Genomic DNA, 20,655 nt, shown 5'->3' on the forward strand with positions numbered 1-20,655 from the left:
TATCTTTTACCTCTTTAAATTTATCAATAGCAACCCGAATTTCGGTGTTCATAATTTCTCGCCTCACTTGTAAATTATTGTTTATCGCTCTATTATTATACAACAACCCAATAAAAAGGCAAAGTAAAATAGCGGCAATTTTTACAGGGCGGTGGAGAGTATCAAAAAGAGAAGATAGGCGGATACCATAATCGTGCCGCAAGATACGGAGGAAACGTGACCGAGCATCTTTTTTGCGGGTGCTCGATTCTTTATTAAAAGCATTATTGCGGCAAAGACCGAAGCCGCCGCGCCGAGTACGAGCAGCAGCATGGATTGAAAGCCCGCGGAGCCGCCGGTAAAATGCGGGTATATCGAGGTGTTGCCGGGGCGGAAGCTGAGCAGGTCGGCAAGAAAGAGTATGAAAAAGTTGAATATGTTGCTGCCGAGAATGTTGCCTACCGAGGCGTTGAAATTTCCTCTTTTGCACAGCGATACGGTGGACACGAGTTCGGGCAACGAGGTTGTGAGCCCTAAAAGCAACGCGCCCGCAAAAGTCTTGCCGAGGTCGAGCTTGTCCGCGATGTCGTCGGTAACGTAGGTGATGCAAATGCTTACCCCTATTAGGAGAAGCGCGGCTATTATAAAGCGCACCGTTAGCTGTTTTACCGAAAGCGAGATTTCCGCTTGCTCGCCCGACTCCTCGGTTTTGGGCGTTATAAGCAGGCAGATAACATATATCGCGAAGATAAAGGGCGAAACGATATTCACAAAACCTATGTGCGGCACGTTTTTAACGAATACGGCTACGGCAATAAGCGCGTATACCGAAATACAGCACAGCAAAGTTACAACGTGATGTTTGCCGACTTTGGCTTTATGAAAGCCGCGAAACATTATTGCGCAACATGCGCCGAGCGCCGCAAGGTTAAATAGATTACTGCCGAGTATATTGCCGGTTACGAGATTGTTTTCGCCTATAAACAGCACGGCGGAAAGCGAGGTGAACAGCTCGGGCAAAGAGGTTACCGCGGCGAGCAAAACGCCTCCGATAAACGCGCCGGACACTTTGGTTGATTTGTCGAGCAAATCGACGTATTCGGATAGCTTTACGGACAAAAACACGATAGCCGCCGCAAGCACAAAAAAGGCAATGTATGACATAACAATGATATTATACCACTTTTTTGTAAATATGCAAACGAAATAGCTTGATTATTGCTTCGGTTTATACTATAATTATTTGAAAGGACACTGAAAGGAGCGAGCGTTATGAGCAAGTTTTTTTGCGATACCAATTGCGAACTTTGGTATACGAGGTTTGACGATTTCGACGCCCAATGTATCAAAATGCCGTATACCGTAAACGGCGAAGAAAAATTTTACGATTTGGGGCGCGAAACCGACAATCGCAAGTTTTTCGACGCCATGCGTGCGGGCGCGAGCGTTAAAACGCAGGCACTCAACGAAAACGACTACTTGGAATATTTCGAACCCGTGCTTGCCGCGGGCGAAGATATTTTGTACGTACATTTTTCGAGCGCCATGTCGGGCACTTTTCAGAGCATGGAAAAGGCGATGGATACGCTCAAAGAAAAGTATCCCGAGCGCAAGATAACCGTAGTAGATACCAAAAACATAAGCATGGGCGCGGGAATGACGGTATATTATGCCGCCAAAATGCATGAGTCGGGAGCTTCGGACGAAGAGGTTGTGCAATTCGTGGAAAAATTCCGCGAGAAAGTGCGGGTGTATTTCACGGTAGACGATTTGGTTTACTTAAAGCGGGGCGGGAGATTGAGTGCGTTTAAGGCAATGATGGGCACAATACTCAAATTAAAGCCCATAATTTCCACCTCCGAAGAGGGGAAGCTCGTAAACATACTCAACGCCAAGGGGCGCAAAAAAGCGTTGCACACCCTTGTTGACTATCTTGAAAGCGACAGGGTGGACTTGAATTATCCTATATCCATAATGAACGCGGACACCGATGAGGACACCGCCGTTATAGTGGAGATGATAAAGGAAAAGTATCCGAACGCCGAAATTTGGGAACAGCTCGTCGGTCCCGTGGTGGGTTGTCATTGCGGACCCGACACGATAGGAATGATTTTCGTTGCCAAAGAAGATTAAAGCAGTATTTGCGTTTTCGGTTTGGCTTATCGCGCTCTTGCTGTGCGGGTGCAACGATTTTTACGATAAGCCGCAGCAGTTCGAGTATTACGATTACAGAGAAAAGGCGGTTTTCGGCGATATTACTTTTTCGGCGGCGGTGCGCGGCGGCGACGAACAAGCCGCGCTCGACCGAATGACAGAGCTTCTCGAAAGCATAGACGATGAAATGAGCCTTACTCGAGCGGACAGCGCGTTTTCGCGGTTCAACGCAATGGGCGCAAACGAAAGTTACACGCAAGGATACGAGAGCGAGCGGGTGGAAATATCCGCTTCGGCGTACGAACTTATAGAACTTTCGCGCGAATTTTACGCAAAAACCGACGGCGCGTTAAATATAGCCGTTCGACCGCTTACCGAACTGTGGGGCGTGGCGGCGGGCGACGACGGCGAATTGCAACTGCCTTCCTACGAGCAGATAAACGAGGTTAAAGAGTATTGCGACCCGGCGTATCTTAAAACCGAGATAAAAGACGGCAGATATTACGCATACAAAACTCATCCCGCTTTGCGCATAGATTTGGGCGCGGTGGCAAAGGGGTTCGCCGCCGACAGGTGCGTGGAAATAGCGAAAGCCAACGGCGTGGAAAGCGCGCTTATAAACATAAGCGGCAACATTTGCGTGATAGGCGATTGGTATCATCCCGACGGCAAAGTATACGAGCGTTGGGCGCTCGGCGTCACCTCTCCGCGCCCGCGCGGCGGCAAGGGCGGCGATATGTGCGCGATTAGCGTTACCGGCGGCAAAACTATAGTTACGAGCGGCGATTACGTGCGCTATCGCAAAGCGGAAAATTCAAAAGGCACGCTTTATATTCCGCACATAATAAACGGCGTAACGGGCATGCCGCTCGGCGTGGAGCAAGACGGACTCGGCGGTTACGTAAACACGAAAAATCACATAATATCCGCAACGGTGATATGCGATAACTCGGCTGAGGCGGACGCCTACGCTACGGCTGTATGCTTAACGGACGGGAGAAAAGCCGCGGAGTTTTTACAGAGCGAAAACGCGCTCGGCATACTCGTATCGGAGGACGGAATTATGACCCTTTCCGGAGTGACCGAGAGCGACGAAAGCGGCGAAGCGTATTTTATATACAAGAGCGGCGACGACGCTTACGACGCCTACAAACGATATGAAATAGAGGAATACCGCTATTGAACGTAGACAGAGCACAAATTATACGTTCGCGCAAAACGCCGTTTGCGGCGGGCGATATAATAATATTCGCCGCCGCGGTAATTCTCACCGTTGTGCTCGTGCTTACCGTTGTGCGAAAGCCCGGGAGCGGAGTGGAGATTGCTTGCGAAGATTTCCGCATAGTGCTTCCGCTCGATAAAGACTGCGAGCGGCGTATAGCCGACCATCTGACCGTAACGGTAAGCGGCGGCAAGTGCAGGGTATCGGAGTCGGACTGCCGCAACCGCACTTGCGTTAAAACGGGCGAAATAGGGCGCGTGGGCGAAAGCATAGTTTGCGCACAGTACGGAGTTGTTATCACGGTGATAGGAGAGAGCCGAGTGGCGGGCTCGGTAGGGCAAAGTTAAAGGAGATAATCACAACGAACGCAAGACGAATAACAAGAATAGCTTTGTTTACAGTTGCCGCGCTCGCGCTCGCGCTTGCGGAGTCTTTGTTGCCGCCGCTTTTGCCATTTGCGCCCGGCGCGAAAATGGGACTTTGCAACGTTGTCACTCTCGTAGCTTTGGTGTTGCTCGGATATGCCGACGCCTATCTCATACTCGCTTTGAGGTGTTTGCTCGCAAGCGTTTTCGGCGGAAACCTCGCCGCGCTTATGTACAGCGTTCCCGCGGGTTTTGCGAGCCTTACCGTGCAAGTTATCTTGTATCGTTTCGCGATAAAATTCGTGAGTATTGCGGGCATTAGTTTTTTTGGAGCGGTCACTCACAACGCGGTGCAGGTGGGCGTGGCGAGCTTAATAGTTCAAACAAATCTTACGGCGATGTTGCCGCTCATGCTTGCGGCGAGCATAATAGCGGGTCTTGCGGTGGGAGTCGCGGCGTTTTTCGCAATAAAGTACATACCGCAAAAATTCTTTGTTAAGGAGTGAATATGAATTCGGAATTTGCGAACAGAATGGCAAATCTAAACGGCACGGCAACGCGCGAGATTTTCAAGCTGTTGTCGCGCCCCGAAATTATTTCTTTCGCGGGCGGTTTGCCCGCAACCGAAGCGTTGCCCGTAAAAGACGTGCGCTCTATAGCCGCCGACGTTCTCGGTAGAGCGGACAGTTACAAAATTTTGCAATACGGAACTACCGAGGGCTATGCGCCGCTTACGGAGCGGAGCAAAGAATACGTTGCCGAGTTCGGAGTGAAAGCGCAAGACAATTCGCAAATGCTCGTTATAAGCGGCGGACAACAGGGCATAGACCTGATGTGCAAGAGCTTTTTGAACGCGGGCGACTGCGTGCTCGTGGAAGACCCGACTTATCTTGCCGCGCTCCAAATATTCAATTCCTACGAAGCGGCAGCGGTGGGCGTAAAGGCAAATTCCGACGGTCTCGACATAACCGACCTCGAACAAAAGATTAAAAAGCACAAGCCCAAATTCATATATCTCGTGCCCACGTTCTCCAATCCTACGGGCAAGACTTACACGGCGCAAAATCGCCGCGAAATAGCGCGGGTCACCGCAAAATACGGCGTGCCCGTCCTCGAAGACGACCCTTACGCGCGGCTGCGTTTTTCGGGCGAAAAGGTGAACGCGCTCAAGTCGTTTGACTTAGACGACAACGTGGTGTATATAACCTCGTTCAGCAAAATACTTTCGCCGGGATTGAGAGTGGGTATTGCCGTAGGCAATCGCGATATAATACGAAAAATGGCGATATGCAAGCAGGGCACGGACTTGCACACGAGCTTGCTCGCGCAGGCGATTGTAGCCGAATATTTGGCGAGAGGATTGCTCGAGCCGGCGGTGAAAGCGAGTTTGCCGCTGTATAAAGAGCGAAAAGACGCTATGATGCGTGGCATAGAACGGTACATGCCGCAGGAATTCAATCACACGTCACCCGACGGCGGGCTGTTTGTGTGGGGCGAATTCGAGGGGTGCGATATAAACGCCGCGGAGCTGTTGGCGGAAGCGGTTAAACGCAACGTGGCGTATATTCAGGGAAGCGTGTTTTATGCCGACGGCGGCGGCAAGAATACTATAAGGCTGAACTATTCCAACGCAAGCGCGGAAAAAATCGACGAGGGCATGAACGCGCTCGGAAACTTTTTCAAAGAGATAATATCCAAGGAGAAATAAAGATTATGGCTGAAAAGAATGTGCTCGACACTCTTTACGAGCGCGGGTTTATAGGGCAAACGGTATACGAAGAAGATATGCGCAAATTGCTCGGCAGTGAAAGCGTTCCCTTTTACGTGGGGTTCGACCCGACTGCGGACAGCTTGCACATAGGGCATTATATTCCCGTAATGGCTATGGCGCACATGCAGAGGGCGGGGCACAAACCCATCGCGCTCATAGGCGGCGGCACGGCCATGATAGGCGACCCTTCGGGCAGAACGGATATGCGCAGTATGATGACAAAGGAAACGATAGCGCATAACGTGGAGTGTTTCCGCCGTCAGCTTTCGCACTTTATCACCTTCGAGGGCGATAACGCTGCCGTAATGGTGAACAACGCCGACTGGTTGCTTTCGCTCAACTATATAGATTTCTTGCGCGAGATAGGTCCGTTTTTATCGGTAAATAAAATGATAACATGCGATTGCTTTAAGCAACGTATGGAAAAGGGGCTAAGCTTTCTCGAATTTAACTACATGCCCATGCAGGCGTACGATTTCCTCACGCTGTACAGAAAGTACGGTTGCAAGTTGGAAATAGGTGGTAACGACCAGTGGAGCAATATACTCGCGGGCGCGGACCTCATACGCCGTTTCGAGCGAACCGACGCTTACGCAATGACCTTTAAGCTGTTGCTCACGAGCGACGGAAAGAAGATGGGCAAGACCGCGAAAGGCGCGTTGTGGCTGGACGGCAACAAAACCGCGCCTTACGAGTTCTATCAGTATTTCCGCAACGTGGAAGACGTGAAAACCGCGGAGTGCATGAAACTGCTCACCTTTATGGAACTTGACGAAATAGAGGAACTTACCAAGCATTGCGACGAGCGCATGAACGAGGCGAAAAAACGTCTTGCCTACGAGGTTACCAAACTTATACACGGCGAAGAAGCCGCGGAGCAGGCGCAAAAGCAAGCCGCGGCGGCGTTCGGCGGGTCGGCGCAGGATATGCCGCAGGTTACCGTTTCCGCGCCGCAAAACGCGCTTATAGCCGATATAATGACTCTTGCGGGAGTCGCGCTTTCCAAATCGGAAGCCCGCCGACTTATAGACGGCGGCGGCGTGAAGATAAACGACTCCAAAGTGCTCGGCTCGGCGGACGCGCTCGACAAATACACTGCGGAGAAAGAGTTCGTGTTGCATAAAGGCAAAAAAGTTCATTTGCGCGTAACCCTTAAATGAATTCGTTCGTTACGGTAAAGGGCGGAGAATACGAGTTCGAAATATCGAAATCGCGCTTTATTGCTTTTTGCGGAAGGGTGCGCACCGACGCCGAAGCAAACGGGATACTTGCCGAATTGCGCAAAAAATACAAGGACTGCACCCATATATGTTACGCATACGTCTCGGGTGAAAGCGCGAGGAGCAGCGACGACGGCGAGCCTGCGGGCACTGCGGGCGCACCAATTGCCGAGTGCATACGCACGGCGGGACTGAGCGAAACCATGGTTTCGGTAGTGCGCTATTTCGGCGGAGTAAAGCTGGGCGCGGGCGGACTCGTTCGCGCGTATACCAAAGCGGCGAGCGAGTCCATAGCGAGAGCGAAACGCGTCGAGGCGGCGGACTGCGAACTCGTAAGGGCGGAATTCGATTATTCGGTTTGGAAAAAAATCGAAAAAAGGGTAGTTCAATCGCTTTATAAAATAACGGCTTTGGAGTATAATAGAACGGTAGACGTAACTTACGCCGCAATAAGCGCGAGCGATTTGGAAGAGGAACTCTGTTCTCTCACTCAAGGAAAGTGCGCGTTTAAGCGGCTCGGCAACTGCCGAGTGGAACGGGATTTATAAACGGAGATACATAGAAATGGAACTCAAGATAATCGAAGCAAAGAACAAAAAAGCGAAGCCTGCGGGCGCGCTCGGGTTCGGCAAATATTTTACCGACCACATGTTTGTTATGGAATACGGCGACGGAGAATGGCGCAACGCGCGAATACAGCCGTACGAGCCTTTTTCGCTCGACCCGAGCACGGCGGTGTTTCATTACGCTCAGGCTATATTCGAGGGAACTAAGGCATACAAGAACAAAGAGGGAGAAATACGGCTTTTCCGTCCGCGCGAAAACTTTCTGCGTTTGAACAATTCGGCGGACAGGGTATGTATTCCGCCGGTAGACGTAGACTTTGTGCTCGACGCGCTTAGTAAGCTCGTGCTAATGGAAAAGGATTGGATACCTTCCGACGAAGGCACCGCGCTGTATATCCGCCCGAGCATAATAGCAACCGACTCCGCGCTCGGAGTTCACGCGGCGCACAATTATATCTTTTTCATAATCTTGAGTCCGGTAGGGGCGTATTACGCGCACGGCCTCGAGCCCGTGGGCTTATATGTGGAACAGGAATACGTTCGCGCCTCAAAGGGCGGCACGGGTCATCACAAAGTTGCGGGCAACTATGCGGCGAGTCTTAAAGCGGGCGAAAAAGCGATACAAATGGGATACGACCAAGTAATGTGGCTCGACTCCAAAGAGCACAAGTACGTTGAAGAAGTGGGGTCGATGAACATATTTTTCGTACTCGGCGGCAAAGTGGTTACGCCCATGCTCGGCGGCAGTATTTTGCCTGGTATAACTCGCAAGAGCGTTATAGAACTGCTTAAAAGCGAGGGCATGGAGGTGGAAGAACGCCTTGTGCCCATAAAAGAGGTTATAGACGGCATAAAGGACGGAACTTGCACGGAGATATTCGGCACGGGCACGGCGGCGGTTATATCGCCGGTGGGCAAAGTGGGATACGAGGGCAAAGACTATATCGTGGGCGGCGGAAAGATGGGCGAAATATCCCGCTTTACCTACGACCGCGTGACTGGCATACAAACGGGCAAAATCGAAGATAAATTCGGTTGGGTAACTCGCATAGACCGTTAGCGCAAAGTATGGGCAGCTTAACGGAGCTTATAAAAGAGATAATATATCCGAGCGGCATAAAGTGCATAGTTTGCGGTTGCGAGCTTGATAAAACCGTTCGTAACTGCGTGTGCGATAAGTGCAAGTTGCCTCTTATCACCGAATACTGCACGGTGTGCGGCAGAGCCGTTCCGCCGCAAAACGCCGTTTGCGACAACTGCAAACAAAGAGAGTATCCTTTTTCGGCGGCGCGTTCGAGTTTTGAGTATAACGGCGGCGCGGCGAAACTCGTTCACAGGCTCAAATATCGCGACGCGAGATATCTCGCCCCGTATATGGCGGAATACATGGCGGATACCTACTATTCCGCGAATTGGAAGCCGGATATAATAACAAGCGTGCCCGTTCACAAGAGCCGCAGGCGCACCCGCGGCTACAATCAATCCGAACTGCTTGCTTGCGAACTCGCTAAGCGCATAGGCATAGAGAGCGAGGTTTTGCTCGCAAAGACCGTGAAAACCAAAGACTTGGTAGGACAGTCGCGAGCCGAGCGGGAAGAAACGGTAAAAGACAGTTTTGCGCTGTCCGAAAAGGCGGACGTGAAAGCAAAGAGCGTTTTGCTTATAGACGACGTGTTTACTACCGGCTCTACGGCGGCGGAGTGCTCGCGCGTACTGATTAAAAACGGAGCGGCGGAAGTGTTCGTGCTTACGTTCGCGTCTGTAAAATAAAAAGGGAGGCTGTATATGGAACAGGAAACCAAATGCGTACAAAGCGGCTACACGCCGGGCAACGGAGAACCGAGGGTGTTGCCTATCTCTATGTCCACCACGTTTAAGTACGATTCCACCGAGGACGTGGGCGACTTGTTCGACCTTAAGAAAGAAGGCTTTTTTTATACGCGGCTTTCGAATCCCACCGTTGCCGCGGTGGAGGCGAAGATAAACGACCTCGAGGGCGGCGTGGGCGCAATGATGACGAGTTCGGGGCAGGCGGCAACGTTAATCGCCATAACCAACCTCGCGCAGGCGGGCGACCACATAATATCGGCGAGCGAGGTATACGGCGGCACGGTAAATCTGCTTGCCGTGACTCTCAAAAAATTCGGTATAGAAACCACGTTTGCGGATATAAATAACGAACGGGAGCTTTCTGCGGCTATTAAAGACAACACCAAACTTATATTTGCCGAAACAATCGCCAATCCCGCCGTGACCGTTACCGATATTGAAAAGGCGGCTCGCGTTGCGCACGAGCACAAAATACCGCTCATAATAGATAATACGTTCGCAACGCCGGTTATTTGCCGTCCGTTCGATTTCGGAGCGGATATAGTGGTGTATTCCACCTCTAAGTATCTCGACGGGCACGCAGTTGCGCTCGGCGGCATGATAGTGGACGGCGGGCGTTTCAACTATGCGGCGAGCGGCAAATTCCCGGGACTTACCGAGCCGGACGAGAGCTATCACGGCATAAGCTACACCCAAACTTTCGGCTCTGCGGCTTACATAACAAAAGCGAGAGTGCAACTCATGCGCGACCTCGGTTCCGCGCCCAGTCCCATGAACGCGTTTTTGTTAAATCTCGGGCTTGAAACTCTGCATTTGCGCATGCCCGCGCACAGCGAAAACGCGCTCGAGGTTGCGCGGCTGCTCAAGAGCAGTAAAGCGGTAAAATCGGTGCGCTATCCCGCGCTGTACGGCGATAAGAGTTACGACCTTTGCCGCAAGTACTGCAAAGGGAAAGGAAGCGGAGTGATTTCGTTCGAGCTCGAGTCGCGCGAAAAAGCCGTGAAATTCATGGACGGATTGCGCCTTGCGGCCGTGGTGGTTCACGTGGCCGACGCTCGCACCTGCGTGTTGCATCCCGCTTCGAGCACTCACCGCCAACTTACGAACGAGCAACTCGCGGCGGCGGGAATAACCGAGGGCACAATTCGCCTTTCGGTGGGAATAGAGTCTAAAGTGGATATTATGAAAGACATAGAACGCGGGCTTAGTAATTTGTGATGACTCAATTGTTTTTTGAAACCTTAAAAAAGATAAAAGACGCCACGGGATTGGACACGGCGGTTTTTGCGCCCGACGGAACGGTTGCGTTTCGCTCGTCGGGCGGTTTAACCGTGGATACGGAGCGCGTAAAAGAAACCGCGCGGGTTGTTCAGTATCCCGACTGCGGCATAACCGTTGTGCCGCTTGCGAGCGGGCATAAAGCGGTGCTGTTCGGTTGCGGCGAGGAGTATCGAAACTACGCCGAATTTATAAAGGCGTTGTGCGGCGGCGCGGCGGAGCCCGTAAGAGAGCTTACGCACGCCGAAAAACTCAAGATGTATTTGCTCGGGGAACTCGGAGAAAAGGAAGCCGAGGAGCTTGCCCGCAAGTATTCGGGGCCGTTCGACGGCTACGTGCTCACGCTCGTTACCGACCTAAAGAGCAAACTCGACGAACTGAGAAACTTTTTGGAAACCATGCGAGAGTCGGGCGATATAATAGTTCCGTTCGACGACAGGAGCGTTGCTTTTATAAAGCGTTGCGGCGAGGAAGACGAATACCAGTCCGCAACCGATTTCGCGTTTACGCTGTACGACAACATAAAAGAAGAGCTTAGAGTGGATTTTGTGATAAACGTGGGCGGCACGGCTCATTCTTTTTCGGAGCTGGGGTTGTATTTCGGGCATTGCGCGCTTGCTTACGAATTCGGCAAAATGCTTTCGCCGAACGGCAAAATATACTCATACAAAGAATACATCATGATGAAATTGTTGAGCGAAGTTCCTCGGGAGTCGCTCGCGCGTTATCTCGACACCATGCTTGACCGCGACAGTACCGATATACTCGACGACTCCGAACTTATGAACACCGCCGAAGAGTTTTTGAAAAACTCGCTGAACATATCGGAAACGAGCAGGAGCATGTATATGCACCGCAACACTTTAATTTACAGGCTCGACAAAATAGAGAAAGCCACGGGACTCAATCTGCGCCATTTCAACGACGCCGTGGCTTTTAGGTTGCTTACCATACTTAACAAGCTCGTTAAAAACAAGCAGGGAACGGATAAGCGTAAAGACGTCAATTAGTTTGCGCCGTTATGAAATATTTGGCGAGTTTGCCGAAAATTTCCGCCGAAGCTATATCGGATACGGGAGCAAGTCCTTGCGGGGCTTGCTTTTTTTGTTCCATAGCCATGTTCATCACGGTGCCTATATCCGGCTTTTCGCCGTGCGCGAATTTCATGAGCGTGTTCATTTTATCGCCGCCCACGCCCGATTTGCTCATAAGCAGCGGCAATATAGAACTTAAATCCATTAAACGTACCTCCTCGCTATCACTATTATGTATATGACGGCATATCTATAATAGTAACGGAGGAGCGAAAAATTATGAAACAATTACGCGGATACGAAGCTAAAGGCAAAAGCAGTCGGGCGGATATGCTGTACGGCGAGGCGATGCGCAAGTACGGCAATCTCGGCGAAGACGCGCTCATAAGCAAACTCATGGAAATGGTGCAGGAGCAAAAACGCAACGGCACGTTCGACGAAGTGCAGCTGCTCGGCTTTGTGAACACTGTTTCGCCGCATCTCAACTCGCAGCAAAGAGCAAAACTCGAAAGTCTGCTCGGCATGCTTTAACGCGCAAAAATTCTTACATACGGTTGTTTTTTTCGGTTTCGGCAAGCTCGCGCACCGCACGCAGGAAAAAGTCGGCTTCGCCGAAGGTGTTGTCGCTCGATACCGAGGCGCGAATTATTCCGCTGTCTAAAGTTTTCAAGTGGCGGTGAACGAGGGGAGCGCAGTGAAGCCCGCCGCGCACGGCTATATCGTAGTGCGAGCTTAAAATATTGCTTGCTTCCATAGAGCCAATGCCGTCTATGTTAAAACTTATCAGTCCGTTATACGTATCGGGCGCGGTAAACACCGTTACGCCGCGAGTTTTCTTTATGCCGTCGAGTATGTACGCGCTGAGTTCCCGCAGTTTGCGCCGCTTTTCGGCGCGTGTTTTTTGGTTGTGCACTATCGCCGCGCTGAGAGCGGCTATTGCGGGAGTGGGGAGAGTGCCGCTCTCGAGAGCTTCGGGCAGTTCGAGAGGCTGAAACACGTTTTCGGACTGCGTTCCCGTGCCGCCGTATAAAGTGGGGCGGATATCCGTGCCCGCGCCGAGCGCGAGTATTCCCACGCCCTGAATGGCGCACAAGCCTTTGTGCGGAGCTACGGCAAGATAGTCTATGTGTTGCTCGCGCATATCTATATCGCCGTATCCCACGCTTTGCGCACCGTCTACAAGGAATTTAATTCCGCGACTGCGGCAAAATTTGCCTATTTCGTCTATGTTGTTAATCGCGCCCGTTACGTTGCTTATATGATTTACGGCAACCAAGTAGGTGCGGCTCGTCACGGCGCGTTCTATTTCCTTTGCGGTTATTACGCCGCGTTCGTTTGGCTCCGCTATGCTGACCGTAATGCGCCCCGCACGCTGAAGCTCGAACAGCGGTCGTAAAACGCTGTTGTGCTCGAGCGCGGTGGTAACCACGTTGCCGCCGCTTATAACCGTGCCGAGTATAGCCATGTTGAGCGCCTGCGTGCAACCCGACGTAAAAATTATCCGTTCGGGTTCGCCCACGCCGAGCATATCCGCCGCCTTTTTGCGGGTGGAATATACGAGCATGCCCGCGCTTACCGACAGGCTGTGTCCGCTTCTGCCCGGGTTTGCGCTCAAATGCCGTATGGCGTTTACCACCGCGTTCACAACGCAATCGGGCTTAACGCCGCTTGTTGCCGAGTTGTCGAAATAAATCATGTTTTTACCGCCTTTTCGAGTGCGCTGCGACAAACCTTTTTTGCGCACTTTTTGCGAAATTATAATATAATGTAGTATATTATACTTAAGTAGGCTACGCAATATCACTGATTTTGTCGTACAAAAGGAGAACGAAAAACATGTATTTGTTTGCTTTTCGCAGTCGCACGCGCTCTATGAGGCTGTACGACCTGTTGCGCTCGGGCGGAGTGGAGTGCGAGATAATAAACACCCCGCGCGAAGTGTCGGCGTCGTGCGGGCTTAGCGTGCGCGTGCCCGATACCGATATAGACCGCGCAATGGGAATATACGAGTATTACCGCTTAGACGCCTTGATAGGCGTGTTTTATACCGACGGCAACGGCTATAAGAGATACAGATAGAAAAAAGCCTTGCCCTTTTGGGGCAAGGCTTTTTTTCTAAATCCACCAAGCGGCGGCTGTGTTCGCTTCCTTTATTATAATGCCTTTGAGATATTCCACTGCTTTTATGAGTCCTTCTTGGGGCGGCATAAGACTGTCTTCGTGCTCTATTGATATAGGTCCGTCGTAGCCTACGGCGGCGAGCGCGCTTATTATCTTTTTCCAGTCGCCGTTGCCGTAACCCACGGTGCGGAACACCCAACTGCGGCGCAAAACGTCGGCGTAAGACTTTGTGTCGAGCACGCCGTTCACTTTCGCGTTGGCGGAGTCTATCGCCGTGTCTTTGGCGTGGAAGAAATGTATTGCGTCTTTCAGTTCTTTGATTGCGCCTACTATGTCGACTCCCTGCCAAATGAGGTGCGAGGGGTCGAGATTTGCGCCCACCGATTTGCCTACGGCTTCGCGAAGTCTTAGCATGCTTTCAACGCCGTACACCATAAAGCCGGGGTGCATTTCCAAACATATCTTAACGCCTTCGCTCTCTGCTATGCGTGCAATATTTTTCCAGTAGGGGATTAGTACCTCGTTCCATTGCCATTCGAGGAGGTCGGAGAAATCGTTGGGCCACGGGCAGGTAATCCAGTTGGGGCATGACGAGGTTTTATCGCCGGGGCAACCCGAGAAAGTCACCACTTTGTCCGTGCCGAGCTTTTTAGCCGTGCGTATTGCCGCGGTGAGCTCGTCGGTGGCTTTCTTTGCGATTTCTTTATCGGGGTTAACGCCGTTGCCGTGCACCGACAGGGCGGAAACGGTCATTTCGTTTTTATCGAACGCCGCCTTAACGCTCTCGAGCGCGGCTTTGTCTTTGCTTATTACGTTTATATCGGCATGCGCCGTGCCGGGGAAGCCGCCGCAACCGAGTTCCATTTGCTCAACTCCCAAACCGTGCAAAAACGCAAGCGCGTCGCCAAGGTTCATATCTGCGAGAACGGGACTGAAAACTCCGAGTTTCATTGCTGTGTTACCTTCGTTTAGTCGAAATAGTACGGCTTGCCCGTTTTGGCCGACGTGTATATGCCTTCGAGTATGCGGGTTACAACCGCCGCTTGCTCGGGCAGAACGTAAAGTTTGCCTTTGCCGAGTACTGCGTTTACAAACGTGCGAGCTTCTGCGTCGCCCGACGATTGAGCTTTGCCGTCGAAGAACGCAACGCCGCCCGCAGAGAAATCGGGGGTTTCAATGTATTGAGCGTTGTTTTTCACGCCGTTGAGTTCGAGCTTTTCTCCGCGCTTAATGGTTGCGCCCGCCTTTGTGCCGCAAAGAGTTACGGCGGCTTCGCGCACGTCGGTTATGTTGAGAGCCCAGCTTGAGTCCACTTTTACCGTTGCGCCGTTTTTCATCACCACGAAACCGAACGCAGAGTCTTCCACCGTGAATTTCTCGGGGTCCCATTCGCCGAAAGCGTTTGCCGTTTCTTTGTCGTTGTTGAGCTTATGATAAACGCTTCCGCAAGCGTATAAAGGCTCGTAGTTGTTCATCATGAACAGCGCGAGGTCGAGCGCGTGAGTGCCAATGTCTATGAGCGGACCGCCGCCCTGTTTTTCCTCGTCGAGGAATACGCCCCAGGTGGGCACCGCTCTGCGGCGTATCGCGTGCGCGGTTGCTACGTATATCTCGCCGAGATTGCCTTTGTCGCACTCCTTTTTGAGATAAACGGCGTCGCTGCGGTAACGGTTTTGATAGCCTATGGTGAGCAGTTTTCCCGACTTGTCGCGAGCCTCTATCATTTTCTGCGCTTCGGCGTAGTTCATCGCCATGGGCTTTTCGCACATTACGTGTTTGCCCGCGTTGAGAGCGGCTACGCTTATCTCGCAGTGAGAGCAGTTCGGGGTGCAAACGAATACCGCGTCAAGTTCGCGTTTTATAAGCTCGCGATAATCTTCGGTTACGAACGCCTTGCCGTCGGCGTATTCTTTGTTGGCTTTGTCGGCTCGGTCTTTTATTATATCGCAAAATGCCGCAAATTCAACTTCCTCGATTTGTTTGAGGGCGGGTAGATGTTTGCCGTTGGCTATGCCGCCGCAACCTACAATTCCTACTTTCAACTTTTTCATTTCTTTTTACTCCTTGATTATTTGTATTTTATAAAATTTTCGTTATTTTTCGTCGGCTTCGAGCATGGGGCAGTCGAGCGGGGTTTTTCTTATATCGGGGTTGTATGCCCACCGCACGGCGTTGCGTAAAATTTTCTTTACGTTTTCGTCGCGGTAGGTGGGGTGCGTTTCGTGTCCGGGTTGGAAATAGAACACTTTTCCCAGTCCGCGCCTGTAGGTTACGCCGCTGCGGAACACGTTGCCGCCCTTGAACCAACCTATAAATACGGTTTCGTCGGGCTCGGGAATATCGAAAGGCTCGCTGTACGTTTCTTCGTGCTCGAGCACCGTGCAAACCGGCACGCCGTTTGCTATGGGGTGGGCGGGCGACACCGTCCAAAGGCGTTCGCGTTCCGCCGCTTCGCGCCACCCGAGAGTGCACGTGGTGCCCATAAGAGCAATGAACGGCTTAGACATATGCGCCGAATGAAGAAAAATAATTCCCATGCCGCGAAGAACTCGGCTCTTTATCTTCTCAACGAGTTCGTCGCTTACGTCGCCGTGATGACAGTGCCCCCACCATATTAGCACGTCGGTTTTCTCGAGCAACTCGTCGGATAATCCTTGATGAGGCATTTCCATGGTTACGGCCGTTACGCTTACGTCTTTGCCCTCTACGGCTTGCTTTATGGCTTCGTGCATTGTTTTAGGGTAGGCAGCTTTGACTGCGCCGTTGTCCTGCCCCTTAAATTCGTTCCAAACGGTTACGTTCATGTTTGTTGCTCCTTTTTATTTTTTTTATAAATTTTTAAGTTCGTCTTTTATAACTTTGTTTTCTTTGCTCGAAATTGCGCACAGCTCCATTATTCGCAGTATTTTGCGCACGCTTTCGTTGCTTACTATCGGCTTTTCTTTTCCGCGAACGGCGGCAACGAAATTCTTGTAAAACGCGTCGCCGTCCACGCTCGGGGCGGGAATATCCGATTCGGAAACGCTGTCGTGCGGGCGGTAAGCCATGGTTTTGGTGAATCCGTTGCCCGCCTTAATTCCCACTATTTCCACCTCTTTGCCGTATACGGGCAAAATAATCTTTCCGTTTAAGTCCCAATCGTTTATTACGGCAGTGCCGTCTCTGCCGTATATTATCCAGCGCGGCATGGGCGTGAAAGTGTTGGTGTCTACGCGCACGTTTACGGTAAGGTCGTTTTCGAACCCTATCTGCGCGTCGAATCCGTCGTCTACGTCAAACCCGAGCGCGTGCGAGTATTTGCAATACAGCGAAAGCGGCTTTTCCTTTATAAAGTCAAATATTTGGTCGAGCAGGTGAACGCCCCAGTCGAGCATCATGCCGCCGCCCTGTTCGGGGAGTTTGCGCCAGCCGCCGGGTATGCCGTTCGCCCCGCAAACGTGCGAGTCTATGCGGTAAATTTTACCGAGCTTTCCGCCGTTTATTATGTTTTGCACGGCAATGTAGTCGGCGTCCCACCTGCGGTTTTGGTGAACTTCCAACACAACTTTGTTTTTTATGGCTGCCGCCGTCATTTCGTCCAATTCCTCGCACGAGAGCGCGACGGGCTTTTCGCAAATTACGTGCTTGCCCGCGTTTGCGGCGGCAACGGCGTAAGGGCGGTGCCAATCGTTGGGCGTGGCTATAAGCACGGCTTCGGTTTGCGGGTCGGCAAACAACGCTTCGGCGGAGGGGTAGGCGGTCATGCCGTCTTTTGCAGCCGCTTGCATGCGCTTTTCGTCGGTGTCGAACGCGCCTACGAATTTCACAAGCCCGAGTTTGGACAGGCGCGAGAAATGATATCCCGCCATGCCGCCGTAGCCGAGTATGCTCATTTTAAGCGGTTTGGAGCTGTTCATTTTACCGCCTCCCGCATATAGTCTATTGACTTTTTAAGATAAATTATATCGTCGCAACAAGGTTTCTCGTATTCGAGCACCGCCCATTCGCATCCTTTCGATTTCATGTAGCGCAACACTTCGCCCGCGCCGGTAGCTCCGCTTCCCACTATGGGAGCGGGAGCGTCCGCGTTCTCGCCGAATTCCTTAATGTGTATAAGCGCGATATTGTCGCGGTTTGCGCGTACAAAGTCGAGCGGCTCTATTCCCGCGGCTTTCAGCCAAAATATATCGGGTTGCAATTTCAACCCGCGTATCTCGCGGGGAAGGGCTTCGAAAACGCCCGCTTTTTCAAACTCGAAATTGTGATTGTGGTATGCCAAAACCATGCCGAGCGCGTTTGCGTTTTCAAGCGCGTTGCCGAACAGTTCTTTGCGTTTTTCGTTGTCGAAAAACTTTTCTTTATCCATCCACGGTATAACCGCGATTTTCAAGCCGAACGCGTCGCGGAGTCTTGCGAGTTTGTCCTTATCCGCAACGGTATTGTAATCTATGTGCATGGAATAGGCTTTCAAGCCGTTTTCGCGCATTATGCGGGCAACCTCTTCGTAACCTACGCCGTAGTCGTCGCATATCGGTTCTATGCAGTCCGCACCGCACTCCGCAATGTTTTCGAGAGCCTTTTTCACGCCCTCGGTTTTTATGTATTCGCGCAACGAATACATTTGTACGCCGATTTTCATGTAAACATCCTCCGCCCTTGGGAATTATTTTTATAGCTAAATTATACATCAAAATCTTTGCGCGTTCAATGCCATTACAGCGTATTTTATTGCCAAAAGTTGCGCTCAATTCTTGCGCTCGCCCCAAATTTGTGGTATACTTTGGGTATGAACGGATTTTACGAGTCGGTGCGCGATATCGAACATCGCGATATAGAAGTTTTCGAGTCGCAGGGAACAAAACCGCATTTCCACGCGCAGGTGGAAATACTTTGCATTACCCATGGAAACGTGGAAGCTACGATAAACGGCGAAACCTACGAATTGAAAGAGGGCGATATTTGCGTGTCGGGAAGTTACGACGTGCACGCCTATACGGTAGAGAACGAAAACATAGCGATGTGCGTGATATTTCCGCTCGATTTTCTCCAACGCTATCTTGCGGCGGTTAAAAACCGTTGCGTTACTCGGCATATTTTGCGCGACGAAAAAACATACCGAGACGTTTGCGGACTGATTAAACTTTATTCGGAGCAAAAGTCGCGCAGCGGTCTTTTCAAGGCCGGCTGGGCGGATACCGTGCTCGGACTGCTTATAGACAAACTCGAGCTTGCGCCCATAGCGGCGGACGGCAGGGTGGACACGGTGCGCGAAATACTATCGTATATATCCGAGCATTTCGAAGAAGAGCTTACTTTGAAGGGATTGAGCAAAAAATTCGGCTACAGTTCGCATCATTTTTCCCGAGTGTTTAACGCGTTTACGAACATTAGTCTTAAAAAATACGTTAATTCGCTCAGGCTTGAGGCGGCGGCAAGCAGGTTGCGTGCGGGCGAGAGCGTTACCGACGCGGCGTTTGATTCGGGGTTCGGCAGTATGCGCTCGTTTTACAGGGATTTCACCGAGTATTACGGAGAAACTCCGCAAAGGTATGTGCGAAGTAACGAGGCGGGCAATGAAAAATCGCGTGACAAACGGCGCGGGTTATGATATAATCATAACAATATGGATAACAGCGTAACCATACATACCAAAGAAGAACGCGCGCGAGGAATTTTGAGCGCGCTTGCGGCGGAATATCCCGCCGCGCAGTGCGAACTCGAATACGATAATCCCTTTCACTTATTGGTGGCGGTGATACTTTCGGCGCAGTGCACCGATAAGCGCGTAAACGAAGTTACCAAAGAGCTGTTTCGCGTTTACGATACGCCAGAGGATTTTGCGAACGCCGATATCGAAAATTTGCAACGTCTTATATTCAGTTGCGGATTTTACCGCAACAAATCGGCGAGCATAATTTCGGCTTCGCGCGATATAGTCGGCAGGTTCGGCGGGCGAGTACCCGATAATTTCGACGATTTGCTGTCGCTTAAGGGCGTGGGGCGTAAAACCGCAAACGTGGTGATGAGCGTGGCGTTCGGCGGTAATAACATAGCGGTTGACACGCACGTGTTCAGGGTGAGTCACCGGCTCGGTTTCAGCGGCGGCAAAACTCCGCTCGACGTGGAAAAAGACCTTATGACCGCGCTTGCGCCCGAAGATTGGTCGCTTGCGCACCATTTACTTATATTTCACGGAAGATATTGTTGTAAGTCTCAGCGACCGCAGTGCGGAGAGTGCAAAGTTGCGGCTTTTTGCACGAACTCCGCCGCCAAGCTGTGAATATAAAAGAGCAAAAGGGAGGGCGAACATGAACAAAATACTCAAAAAGACTCGGCTTGCCGAAAACGTAACCGAATACGTTATTTCCGCGCCCGACGCGGCTCGGCACGCGCATCCGGGGCAATTCGTAATTTTAAGAGTGGACGAAGAGGGCGAACGCGTTCCGTTCACCATTTGCGACTACGACTCTCAAGCGGGCACGATAACCATACTCGTGCAGGAGGTGGGCTACAGCACGCTAAAGCTCGCTCGAGTGCCCGAGGGCGGATACATAGCGGATTTCGTAGGTCCGCTCGGCAACCCCACCGATTTGTCGGAATTTCAAAACGTATTGCTTGTGGGCGGCGGCATAGGCACGGCGGTGATATATCCGCAGGCTAAGGCGTTGAAAGCCAAAGGCCGACCGTCCGACGTGATAATAGGCGCGCGCAACGCCTCGCTGCTTATGTATGAAAAAGAATTTGCGAGCGCGGCGAAAGAACTTCGCTTTATAACCGACGACGGCTCGAGCGGCGTGAAAGGATTTGTGACCGACGAGCTAAAGCGCATGGCGGCGGAAAAGAAATACGATTGCGTGTTTGCGGTAGGACCTCTGCCCATGATGCGGGCGGTGTGTGCGCTCACAAAAGAGTTGGGCATAAAAACGGTTGTGAGCATGAACTCCATTATGGTGGACGGCACGGGCATGTGCGGCTGTTGCAGGCTCACCGTGGGAGGCGTAACCAAATACGCATGCGTTGACGGACCGGAGTTCGACGGGCATCTTATAGATTGGGACGAGGCGATAAATCGCGGCAAGACTTATCGCGAACAGGAAGCGGCGCACAAATGCCGACTTACGGGTGAGGTGAAGTAA

24 protein-coding genes are annotated in these 20,655 nt (G+C 51.6%); 16 read left to right on the top strand and 8 right to left on the bottom strand.

Annotation, left to right across the window (positions count from 1 at the left end; genetic code table 11):
* Positions 1 to 141 precede the first annotated feature (141 nt).
* Positions 142 to 1,143: a sodium:calcium antiporter gene (locus tag NFR55_RS00995; RefSeq protein WP_251545279.1), complete on the bottom strand. Its 1,002-nt coding sequence runs from the start codon at positions 1,141 to 1,143 to the stop codon at positions 142 to 144.
* A gap of 108 nt (positions 1,144 to 1,251) precedes the next feature.
* Here NFR55_RS00995 and NFR55_RS01000 point away from each other — a divergent pair, with 108 nt between their 5' ends.
* From NFR55_RS01000 to NFR55_RS01050, 11 genes are read left to right on the top strand one after another with little or no spacing between them, the layout of a single operon-like run.
* Positions 1,252 to 2,112 (top strand): DegV family protein, encoded by an 861-nt coding sequence (locus tag NFR55_RS01000; protein ID WP_251545281.1) that lies wholly within the window; start codon positions 1,252 to 1,254, stop codon positions 2,110 to 2,112.
* Complete coding sequence (locus tag NFR55_RS01005; protein ID WP_251545290.1) at positions 2,096 to 3,316, top strand: FAD:protein FMN transferase; 1,221 nt, start codon at positions 2,096 to 2,098, stop codon at positions 3,314 to 3,316. Before NFR55_RS01000 ends, NFR55_RS01005 begins: the two co-directional genes overlap by 17 nt.
* A complete protein-coding gene (locus NFR55_RS01010) occupies positions 3,313 to 3,702 on the top strand; it encodes a NusG domain II-containing protein (protein WP_251545292.1) in 390 nt (129 codons plus the stop codon). Before NFR55_RS01005 ends, NFR55_RS01010 begins: the two co-directional genes overlap by 4 nt.
* A gap of 44 nt (positions 3,703 to 3,746) precedes the next feature.
* Positions 3,747 to 4,226, top strand: coding sequence for a Gx transporter family protein (locus NFR55_RS01015; RefSeq protein WP_251545294.1), 480 nt, complete (start codon positions 3,747 to 3,749; stop codon positions 4,224 to 4,226).
* 2 nt (positions 4,227 to 4,228) lie between these two features.
* On the top strand, positions 4,229 to 5,428 hold the full coding sequence (locus NFR55_RS01020; protein ID WP_251545296.1) for an aminotransferase-like domain-containing protein: 1,200 nt from the start codon (positions 4,229 to 4,231) through the stop codon (positions 5,426 to 5,428).
* 5 nt (positions 5,429 to 5,433) lie between these two features.
* The gene (gene tyrS / locus NFR55_RS01025) at positions 5,434 to 6,651 is read left to right on the top strand and encodes a tyrosine--tRNA ligase (RefSeq protein WP_251545298.1); all 1,218 of its coding nucleotides are present in this window, start codon (positions 5,434 to 5,436) and stop codon (positions 6,649 to 6,651) included.
* Entirely contained in the window at positions 6,648 to 7,259 is a 612-nt protein-coding gene (locus tag NFR55_RS01030) for an IMPACT family protein (protein ID WP_251545300.1), read from the top strand. Before tyrS ends, NFR55_RS01030 begins: the two co-directional genes overlap by 4 nt.
* Positions 7,260 to 7,275: 16 nt before the next feature.
* Complete coding sequence (locus NFR55_RS01035; protein ID WP_476748522.1) at positions 7,276 to 8,337, top strand: branched-chain amino acid aminotransferase; 1,062 nt, start codon at positions 7,276 to 7,278, stop codon at positions 8,335 to 8,337.
* Between the two features lie 8 nt (positions 8,338 to 8,345).
* Complete coding sequence (locus NFR55_RS01040; protein ID WP_251545302.1) at positions 8,346 to 9,047, top strand: ComF family protein; 702 nt, start codon at positions 8,346 to 8,348, stop codon at positions 9,045 to 9,047.
* A gap of 15 nt (positions 9,048 to 9,062) precedes the next feature.
* Positions 9,063 to 10,325 (top strand): O-acetylhomoserine aminocarboxypropyltransferase/cysteine synthase family protein, encoded by a 1,263-nt coding sequence (locus NFR55_RS01045; RefSeq protein ID WP_251545304.1) that lies wholly within the window; start codon positions 9,063 to 9,065, stop codon positions 10,323 to 10,325.
* Positions 10,325 to 11,395: a PucR family transcriptional regulator gene (locus NFR55_RS01050; protein WP_251545306.1), complete on the top strand. Its 1,071-nt coding sequence runs from the start codon at positions 10,325 to 10,327 to the stop codon at positions 11,393 to 11,395. Before NFR55_RS01045 ends, NFR55_RS01050 begins: the two co-directional genes overlap by 1 nt.
* On the opposite strand, the gene NFR55_RS01055 is transcribed toward NFR55_RS01050, so the two are convergent.
* A complete protein-coding gene (locus NFR55_RS01055; protein ID WP_251545308.1) occupies positions 11,388 to 11,624 on the bottom strand; it encodes a hypothetical protein in 237 nt (78 codons plus the stop codon). The two genes, NFR55_RS01050 and NFR55_RS01055, sit on opposite strands and share 8 nt — an antisense overlap.
* 74 nt (positions 11,625 to 11,698) lie before the next feature.
* Between NFR55_RS01055 and NFR55_RS01060 the strand changes: the two genes are divergently transcribed.
* Positions 11,699 to 11,950 (top strand): hypothetical protein, encoded by a 252-nt coding sequence (locus NFR55_RS01060; protein ID WP_251545310.1) that lies wholly within the window; start codon positions 11,699 to 11,701, stop codon positions 11,948 to 11,950.
* A 13-nt stretch (positions 11,951 to 11,963) separates the two neighbouring features.
* Here the strand turns inward: NFR55_RS01060 and NFR55_RS01065 are convergent, their stop codons facing one another.
* Entirely contained in the window at positions 11,964 to 13,115 is a 1,152-nt protein-coding gene (locus NFR55_RS01065) for an aminotransferase class V-fold PLP-dependent enzyme (protein WP_251545312.1), read from the bottom strand.
* A 140-nt stretch (positions 13,116 to 13,255) separates the two neighbouring features.
* Here NFR55_RS01065 and NFR55_RS01070 point away from each other — a divergent pair, with 140 nt between their 5' ends.
* Positions 13,256 to 13,498, top strand: a complete 243-nt coding sequence (locus NFR55_RS01070; protein ID WP_251545314.1) for a putative Se/S carrier protein — start codon at positions 13,256 to 13,258, stop codon at positions 13,496 to 13,498.
* A gap of 36 nt (positions 13,499 to 13,534) precedes the next feature.
* Here the strand turns inward: NFR55_RS01070 and NFR55_RS01075 are convergent, their stop codons facing one another.
* The 5 genes from NFR55_RS01075 to NFR55_RS01095 are packed head-to-tail and all read right to left on the bottom strand — an operon-like array spanning position 13,535 to position 18,158.
* On the bottom strand, positions 13,535 to 14,491 hold the full coding sequence (locus tag NFR55_RS01075; RefSeq protein WP_251545321.1) for a sugar phosphate isomerase/epimerase family protein: 957 nt from the start codon (positions 14,489 to 14,491) through the stop codon (positions 13,535 to 13,537).
* 17 nt (positions 14,492 to 14,508) lie between these two features.
* Positions 14,509 to 15,591 carry a Gfo/Idh/MocA family protein gene (locus NFR55_RS01080; RefSeq protein ID WP_251545323.1) on the bottom strand — a complete coding sequence of 361 codons (1,083 nt, stop codon included), beginning with the start codon at positions 15,589 to 15,591 and terminating at the stop codon, positions 14,509 to 14,511.
* 42 nt (positions 15,592 to 15,633) lie between these two features.
* Positions 15,634 to 16,344, bottom strand: coding sequence for a ThuA domain-containing protein (locus NFR55_RS01085; protein WP_251545325.1), 711 nt, complete (start codon positions 16,342 to 16,344; stop codon positions 15,634 to 15,636).
* Positions 16,345 to 16,368: 24 nt separating this feature from the next.
* On the bottom strand, positions 16,369 to 17,436 hold the full coding sequence (locus NFR55_RS01090) for a Gfo/Idh/MocA family protein (RefSeq protein ID WP_251545328.1): 1,068 nt from the start codon (positions 17,434 to 17,436) through the stop codon (positions 16,369 to 16,371).
* Positions 17,433 to 18,158 (bottom strand): sugar phosphate isomerase/epimerase family protein, encoded by a 726-nt coding sequence (locus NFR55_RS01095; protein ID WP_251545330.1) that lies wholly within the window; start codon positions 18,156 to 18,158, stop codon positions 17,433 to 17,435. Before NFR55_RS01095 ends, NFR55_RS01090 begins: the two co-directional genes overlap by 4 nt.
* 147 nt (positions 18,159 to 18,305) lie before the next feature.
* On the opposite strand from NFR55_RS01095, the gene NFR55_RS01100 reads away from it, so the two are divergent.
* From NFR55_RS01100 to NFR55_RS01110, 3 genes are read left to right on the top strand one after another with little or no spacing between them, the layout of a single operon-like run.
* Positions 18,306 to 19,127 (top strand): AraC family transcriptional regulator, encoded by an 822-nt coding sequence (locus NFR55_RS01100; protein WP_251545332.1) that lies wholly within the window; start codon positions 18,306 to 18,308, stop codon positions 19,125 to 19,127.
* A 15-nt stretch (positions 19,128 to 19,142) separates the two neighbouring features.
* Positions 19,143 to 19,799, top strand: a complete 657-nt coding sequence (nth, locus tag NFR55_RS01105; RefSeq protein ID WP_251545334.1) for an endonuclease III — start codon at positions 19,143 to 19,145, stop codon at positions 19,797 to 19,799.
* A 28-nt stretch (positions 19,800 to 19,827) separates the two neighbouring features.
* The gene (locus NFR55_RS01110; RefSeq protein ID WP_251545336.1) at positions 19,828 to 20,655 is read left to right on the top strand and encodes a sulfide/dihydroorotate dehydrogenase-like FAD/NAD-binding protein; all 828 of its coding nucleotides are present in this window, start codon (positions 19,828 to 19,830) and stop codon (positions 20,653 to 20,655) included.

This window comes from Pumilibacter intestinalis, assembly GCF_943193005.1.
Classification (GTDB): Bacteria; Bacillota; Clostridia; order Christensenellales; family Pumilibacteraceae; genus Pumilibacter; species Pumilibacter intestinalis.